8 protein-coding genes are annotated in these 6,818 nt (G+C 52.2%); 7 read left to right on the top strand and 1 reads right to left on the bottom strand.

Annotation, left to right across the window (positions count from 1 at the left end; translation table 11 throughout):
- The 7 genes from CA13_RS04170 to CA13_RS04140 form a co-directional block, all read left to right on the top strand.
- Positions 1-533 (top strand): hypothetical protein (locus CA13_RS04170; protein WP_419193918.1); only part of this gene is annotated, 533 nt, incomplete at its 5' end.
- Positions 534-1,495: 962 nt separating this feature from the next.
- Complete coding sequence (locus CA13_RS04165; protein ID WP_146394726.1) at positions 1,496-2,329, top strand: TIR domain-containing protein; 834 nt, start codon at positions 1,496-1,498, stop codon at positions 2,327-2,329.
- Between the two features lie 237 nt (positions 2,330-2,566).
- Positions 2,567-2,908: a hypothetical protein gene (locus CA13_RS04160; RefSeq protein WP_146394725.1), complete on the top strand. Its 342-nt coding sequence runs from the start codon at positions 2,567-2,569 to the stop codon at positions 2,906-2,908.
- 137 nt (positions 2,909-3,045) lie between these two features.
- A complete protein-coding gene (locus CA13_RS04155; protein ID WP_146394724.1) occupies positions 3,046-3,399 on the top strand; it encodes a hypothetical protein in 354 nt (117 codons plus the stop codon).
- A gap of 136 nt (positions 3,400-3,535) precedes the next feature.
- Positions 3,536-3,901 (top strand): Imm41 family immunity protein, encoded by a 366-nt coding sequence (locus tag CA13_RS04150; RefSeq protein WP_146394723.1) that lies wholly within the window; start codon positions 3,536-3,538, stop codon positions 3,899-3,901.
- A gap of 106 nt (positions 3,902-4,007) precedes the next feature.
- A complete protein-coding gene (locus CA13_RS04145) occupies positions 4,008-4,508 on the top strand; it encodes a GNAT family N-acetyltransferase (protein ID WP_146394722.1) in 501 nt (166 codons plus the stop codon).
- Between the two features lie 88 nt (positions 4,509-4,596).
- Positions 4,597-5,091, top strand: coding sequence for a hypothetical protein (locus CA13_RS04140; RefSeq protein WP_419193917.1), 495 nt, complete (start codon positions 4,597-4,599; stop codon positions 5,089-5,091).
- Between the two features lie 457 nt (positions 5,092-5,548).
- Here the strand turns inward: CA13_RS04140 and CA13_RS04135 are convergent.
- A partial coding sequence (locus CA13_RS04135; RefSeq protein ID WP_419193916.1) for a transposase occupies positions 5,549-6,818 on the bottom strand: 1,270 nt, incomplete at its 5' end.

Below are 6,818 nucleotides of genomic sequence, written 5' to 3'. Positions count from 1 at the left end.
CCGTTGCACACGGAGCCGCGGGCCGCGCGGATTCTGAAATCAATGTCGTTTGCCGCGGCCCGGTGAACGGTGACGTTATTCGACTTGGATTCCGTCAATTTTCGACTGATCACGATTCGCTTCCCATGACCGATGATTTGCACGTGTTCGGTAACGTTGATCGACTGCCTGTAGCGTGCTCGTTGTACACGGCGACCTGTGCATTCGTATTCGCAATATTTTACTCCGCCTATTCTCCATTCTCGCTTTTCGCGATCCCGTTTGGAGCAATCCTTGGTTACATCGCTGCATATCTTCGGCAACGATTCACGACACCACGATACAGTTTCGCTACCATTCCAAAATCAAAACGGACGCACGTCCTGACATACGTTTCGGCAATTGCCTCTACACTCGCGATTTGGCATATTGCGACTGGAAACTGGATGGGGCTTTGGTCGGTGATTGCAATGGGTGGTCTTGCAATACTGATGATCTCAAGCGACTTTGGCTACTTAACGCCGCAACTTGACGGACGCGACAATTGCGAATAACCATCGCATGCAACGGAGGACGGGTGGCACGCGTTTTGGTATGCTTGCAAGTTTTTCGCCCGTCCCCGCTGATCCGTGACGTTACTCGACTGAAAAGCGTGAATGCAGTACCGACTCTCGACGCTGCTCTGGATCGTTCTTGGAATTGCTGTTGCGATATGCATTTGCCGATCCATGCCGATGCTGACTCTGTCATGTATTCTACTTGTGCCACTTCCATTGCTGGTTGCGCATTGGTTTTCACATCGCAATTCCACCTCTTCCATTCTCTTGCGACGACCGCGAACATTGGCGTGCGTGCTCTGCTTAGCCTGCGTCCTTTTTTACATTGGCATGACAGGCCCGCTATTTGCCATTTTTTGCCTTCCTGATCACTTCCCGCTACTGGCCAAGAGTTCGCATTTCGAATCATGTGTTGATATGCTGTACACACCTCTGTCATGGCTTGAAAATGACTCCGGCGATAGCCACCCGTTGTTTCAATACCAATATTGGTGGTTGAGACTTACTATGGTCGTGATCGAGGCACCGGAATAGCGAGTAACCATGTGTTGGACCGAAGATCGCGATGTAGCGGTTGTTGACATGGAAGACACAAGGCGCGATCTCGGTCAACACTAACGTTATCACACTCCGGGCGATTTGTGTTCTGCTATCGGTGCGCTGTTGATGATCCCTTTTCGTCCGTTTGGTCCACAACATCGTTTGTTGCTTTCAAATTGGGACCTCGTTAAACTGATACTGCTAGGGAACGGACAACTGTCACCGAAGGGGCCGAAGGCTAAACTGACGGTGCTCGGTCGACTGATTCATCATGGTGACTCGATCGGCGTTTAACCCAAATCCGTGGGATAACCATGTGATGCAACGGAGGACGGGTGGTCCGTTTTCTCGTCTGCTTGCAAGTCGTTCGCCCGTCCCCGCTGATCACCACCGTTACCCCACTAAAGGAATGACACCTCTTGAATAAACCGTCGAACGACGAATCTGAGTTTATCGAGCAACTCGAAGAATACAAAGCCGCGCTAATGGCGTACGCGCGGGGTCACGATTCGCTTGAAGACGGAACCTCAGTAAGGACTTATATCAACCGAAGTACACCGGCAGTCCGTAAACTCGTCTGGCGGGCGGGCTGCGGCAAGACGATGACAGTGGCTCCACCAGCGATGGTCGGCGGGTTGATAATGCGCAACGTCGATCCGTTTGGGTGCGTGTTTGAGGGGCCGTATGGGATGAGCATGACATCGGTTATCTGCGACATGATCGACGAGGCCGTGGGCGTGATTCAAGCAGGAGATCTACGGCCGGAACCTAAGCCGAAGCCAGATAAAGCAGCGGCGACACCGATATCCAATAAGAAAGTTTTTGTCGTGCACGGGCACGACAACGAAACCAAACAAACGGTCGCACGGTTCCTTGAAAACCTTGGGCTTGAGGCCGTCATTCTTCATGAACGCAGCAACGCCGGGATGACGTTGATCGAGAAATTCGAAGAGCATTCCGATGTTGCATATGCGGTTGTGCTGATGACTCCCGACGATCTTGGCGCCGCAAAGGCAAATGCGGATGATCTCAAGGCCCGTGCCCGCCAAAATGTCGTGTTCGAACTCGGCTATTTTATGGGTAAGCTCGGTCGCCAGCATGTTGCTGCTGTTCTTCGCGGCGATATCGAGCGCCCGTCAGATTACGATGGGGTCGTTTACATTGCGTATGATTTCAACGATGGTTGGAAGTTGCTGTTAGCGAAAGAGCTCAAGGAAGCGGGGCTTAATGTAGACCTGAACGCCGCGATGTAGGCGGGTAACCATGTGATGCAACGGAGGACGGGTGGTCAGTTTATTCGTCTGCTTGCATGTCGCTCGCCCGTCCCCGCTGATCACTACCGTTATTCTGCTGAATGAAAGAGTATCAAAAATTGCGTGGGATAACTCTACAGCAGGTTTTCATCAGCTTCATGATCATCGCTTTGCTTGATACTGTTTTCCGCCATTCAATCACGCTTGCACCTTGGGAGGCGACTAGATAACGCGAAATTGGAACTTAAATTTGAAAGAATAATTGCTGGGCCGCTTAGGCTTCGTGGCATTGCCGGCAAGAAAATTGAGGATCTCCCGTTAATTCGCGGATTGGCAGTGCATTCTAATGTCACTGGCGCGGAGCTTCAGGCGAAACGTGAATCTGTATCAACGTCCAGCATGATGGTAGACAGCCATGCGAACGGGTTGGCTGCAGTACAGTCGGATGACGATATCGACGTCTACACTATCGATTTGAGCACCCCGCCTACAGAAGGAGGCGATGACGACTTCATTATTTATGTTCGAAAGGGCTTGATTGTCTTGACGGTCCGTTCGATTAACACGCTAGACTGGTAGCATGGAATGTTTAAATTGCAGAATAACCATATGATGCACACGAAGCGGCGAAGCAGTGTGTTTTAGAAATGGATGATCATTTGTCGCCGCTCGGTGATCATTGCCGTTATCCGACCGAAATCATCTGAAGTTGCCCAGTGAATCCATACGCCTCGCCATCGCATTCCTTGTCCGACGCAGGCCTCCTACCGGTTGAACCGTTGACGCGTCGTGATCGAACTGTCGCTCTCTTCGTGGTCGCCTTGCTCTCTGCCTCGGTGGGCATGTTTGTCTTCTTCGGTCTGATCGAGTTAGTTGGCCTTGGCGTCAACTGGCCAAATGTGCTTCCGCTTCTCGGCTTGGACTTTATTGCAATGATTACGCTGGCACTGTTTTTGCGGCCGTTTCTTCGGAGAGGGATTCGGATGTGGTCCACCGTTCGTTACACTGTGACCGGTGGAATACTACTTGGATCGACAGGAGCGGCGCTCGCCTACCTTCGCGTCATCTAGGACCTGGATCGACGCGGATAACAATCCCGTGAACCGGAGTCGCGTGTCATGCGTTTTGGCTATGGTGAACTTTTTCGACGCGACCCGGTTACGGGTGGCGTTATCCGGCTCACACCAAATAACACATCGCTAAACCATGTCGCTCCATCCAGTCATCGCCGAAAACACTGCAAGGTTCGCACAATGGAGAGACGACTCATTCATGGGCACGCTTCACGAGTCACACCACTGGAATCACGCGAAATTTGGCGCGTTGGAAGACGCCATTCTTCAACTCGCTGGAAACAAACACGATGATACAACTATTGCCGCGCTGTTCCAAATTTTCGATTATTTAATGCTGCTGTTCGGCTGTCACTTTGATCCGTCGGATGACTTCAAATTCAAAAACCTAACGATTGAACAGATTTGCGACTACAGAGAGCGTGTGCAGGTTGCATTCTCAGCATACTTTTACCGAACTACAAACCGCAACGACAGCAGCACCACAACCGCCGGATAACAATACGATGAACCGAAGTGCCGGAGTCGCGCGGTTTTTGGAAGCAATGTTTAATCCCGGCACTCGGTTATCGTTGCCGTTATCCGACTGAAACCACTCAACGCTTATGACCAACGCCACCGTGACTGTCGCTGACCTTGATTCGATCGACGATCAAACCGCGATCGTGGCGATGATGGACGCTTATTCGGCGGACCCGATGGGAGACGGCAAACCACTGTCTGCGTATTCACGCGAGAACCTGATTGATGGCTTGCGTAACCATCCGACAACGCTCGTGTTTCTCGCACGAATGAATGACTCCCCCAGTGGTATCGCAACCTGTTTCGGCGGGTTCTCCACCTTTGCTGCCCGTCCACTTTTAAACATCAGTGATTTCTACGTTGATCCCGCCCTGCGCGGTCGTGGTATTGGCGGCGAACTCCTGCACGCGATTGAACGCGAAGCCAATTCTCGGGGTTGCTGCAAGATCACGCTTGAAGTGCAAGAAAACAACAATATTGCTCGCTCAATTTACGGCAAGTTCGGATTCTCGCAGGCTGTCTACGTTGCTGACGCGGGCGGTTCGCTGTGCCTGTCTAAACCGCTTTCCCAAGACGTCGGATAACAATGGGTTGCACCCGGAGCCGCGGGCCGCGCGGTTTCTGAAATCAATACCGTTCGCCGCGGCCCGGTGAACCCGCACGTTCTGCTACATGATGCAACATCGTCGATTGCGATTCTCAATAGCCTCATTGCTTATTCTGACCGCAATCGTTGCGTTGTACTTAGCGAACAATCCGTATCGGCCGTTTCATCCGCGAGTCATCTCCACGCTATCAACGGGAGATGCGAACGGGATTGCAATGATCCACACGGGGATCAGGCGTCACAAGCATGACTCTGCTTTGGATGCTGTTGAATTCGTTGTCATCGAGCGTTTGTCCGTACCGGGAGAACTGAAGTCCCGTGTCACAGTCAAGAAGTCAGGTCGTGATTATGAATCATCTGTGGTAATTACACTTGTTGATGGGGCCATCGAGCTTCCCGCCGCTGAGAATTTGATGCAACTTTCCGATGGCGAATACACTACCCTGAATGCTGAGGTCGACGTGGGTACGCTAAGCCGATTCCTGTCAACGTTCTCATCGCAGTCGACTATAGTAGAGCTTGCGGATTTGGTTGGGCGTGAAGAACAAGCAGAACCATGACATCGCTTTACGCTTGCTTGTCAAGCGTCCTAGCGGCAAGCGAGCCGATTCTTCGAGCTCGCGTTAAGCCGCTGAAGCTTCGACATGCTTTACCCTTGGAGTTGACTCTCCCATTTTTGCGCGCAACTTTGTGTTGCTTGGTTCTGTTTGGCACTTCGCTGTTTCGTTGCTTCCACTCACACATCGAACCGAATCCTAGACTGGCAAAGTTCGCGTTTGGGCTCTCGTTCGGAGCAATCACTTGATCTTACTCATTGGCCATGTCGAAGGATAAAAGCGACCGGTGTGACAGGACTCAGACTCACTCGCCTGGTCAATGTGCACCGATCATGTTGGGCGGATGCCAACTGATAATGCCATGGTGGTCATCACCGGTCGCCAAGGTTCAATATCTCAGTCGAAGGGGTTCCTCCTAGGTTTTCGCTATTTCAAAAGTTATCGCTGACGGACGTTTCGACTAGGCTGCTTTAGCGTGCTCGCTGGCCATTACAAAGACGCGACCCGGATCGAATGGCTCGCCGCTCTTGTACCAACCGTAAAACATTTTCAAAATCTTTCGCATCACGCAAACATTCGCCTTTTGACCTGGCATCTTGTCGGCTTCCTTCTTCTTCCAGTAGTAGTCACCAAAGAGCTTACCGCGACCGACCAGCGGAATCGCCATCAAGTTCAGTACGTAACGTAGTTCGCTCCGGCCGCGACGGCTGATCGTCGTCCGGCCTCGCCATTTGCCACTTTGACGTTCGCACAAGTTCAACCCTGCATAACGCATCAGTTGCGAGACCGTGCGGAAATCATCCGGCGGTCCCATCTCGGCGACCAAACGCGAAAGCATCCGAAGCGTGACGACTCCCTTGCGTGGAGCAGGTAACCGCGGATCGGAAGATTGAAGCGTCAGGTAAAGCTCTTGCATTTGACTTTCGATTTGTCGTTGCTGCTGCAAAAACGTCGTGATTTCCGTATAAAGTTGCTGCACGGCGGTGGCTCGGATTTCGGCAAGCGTGGCAGCCAAGTCATCCTTTTGAGTGCTTGCCGTATCGTTGGCTGCTCGCCAGAGCTTTTTCAGAGTCGCCTTCTTGGTGTGTTTGCTGCAAGCTTTCATTCGTCCGTAGAAGGCTTCCTCGCCCACCGCAAGAATCGCGTGCGGGTTGCCGGCAAACTGCTCGATCAGCGCACGGCCGGTCGGTCCGTACAACACCGACTTGTCCAATCGAAGATCCGCAAACAGACTTCTCAAATCAGCGTGCAGTTCGCACTTGGCGACCTTGATGCGGGCTTCACAGCGGAGGACCAACCGATGAAGTTCACGTAGCTGCGCGTAATGTTTATCAAGCTTACGGTCTTGGATCAGTTTGCCGACTTTGGCAACCGTCAGCACCGCTTTGGGATCGCGTTGGTCGGTCTTGCCATGATCGGCGAATTGAATCGTGCGGAATTTGGCTACGGCTTCTCCATGCACCAACGCGGTTCGCATGCCGAGTTCATCGGCCAGCTGCAGAAGTCGTCGATGATAGATGCCCGTTGACTCACAGAGGACACGAATTTGATAGTCACCGTGTTGTTGGACTTCGTTGCGGATCTCTTCGAGCGTTGTGCGTATGTCGGAACTGTTGTTTTCACACTGGCCACGGATTGATTTCCCCGACAACTCCATCGCCCAATACAGCGAATCACTGCCAACATCGAAGCCGACGTTAACGATTCGGACGGTGTCAGAGATGTTTTGG

It is taken from the genome of Novipirellula herctigrandis (genome assembly GCA_007859835.1).
Lineage (GTDB): Bacteria > Planctomycetota > Planctomycetia > Pirellulales > Pirellulaceae > Novipirellula_A > Novipirellula_A herctigrandis.
The sequence above is the reverse complement of the archived record's forward strand: the minus strand, read 5'-3'. Positions and strand labels throughout refer to the sequence as shown.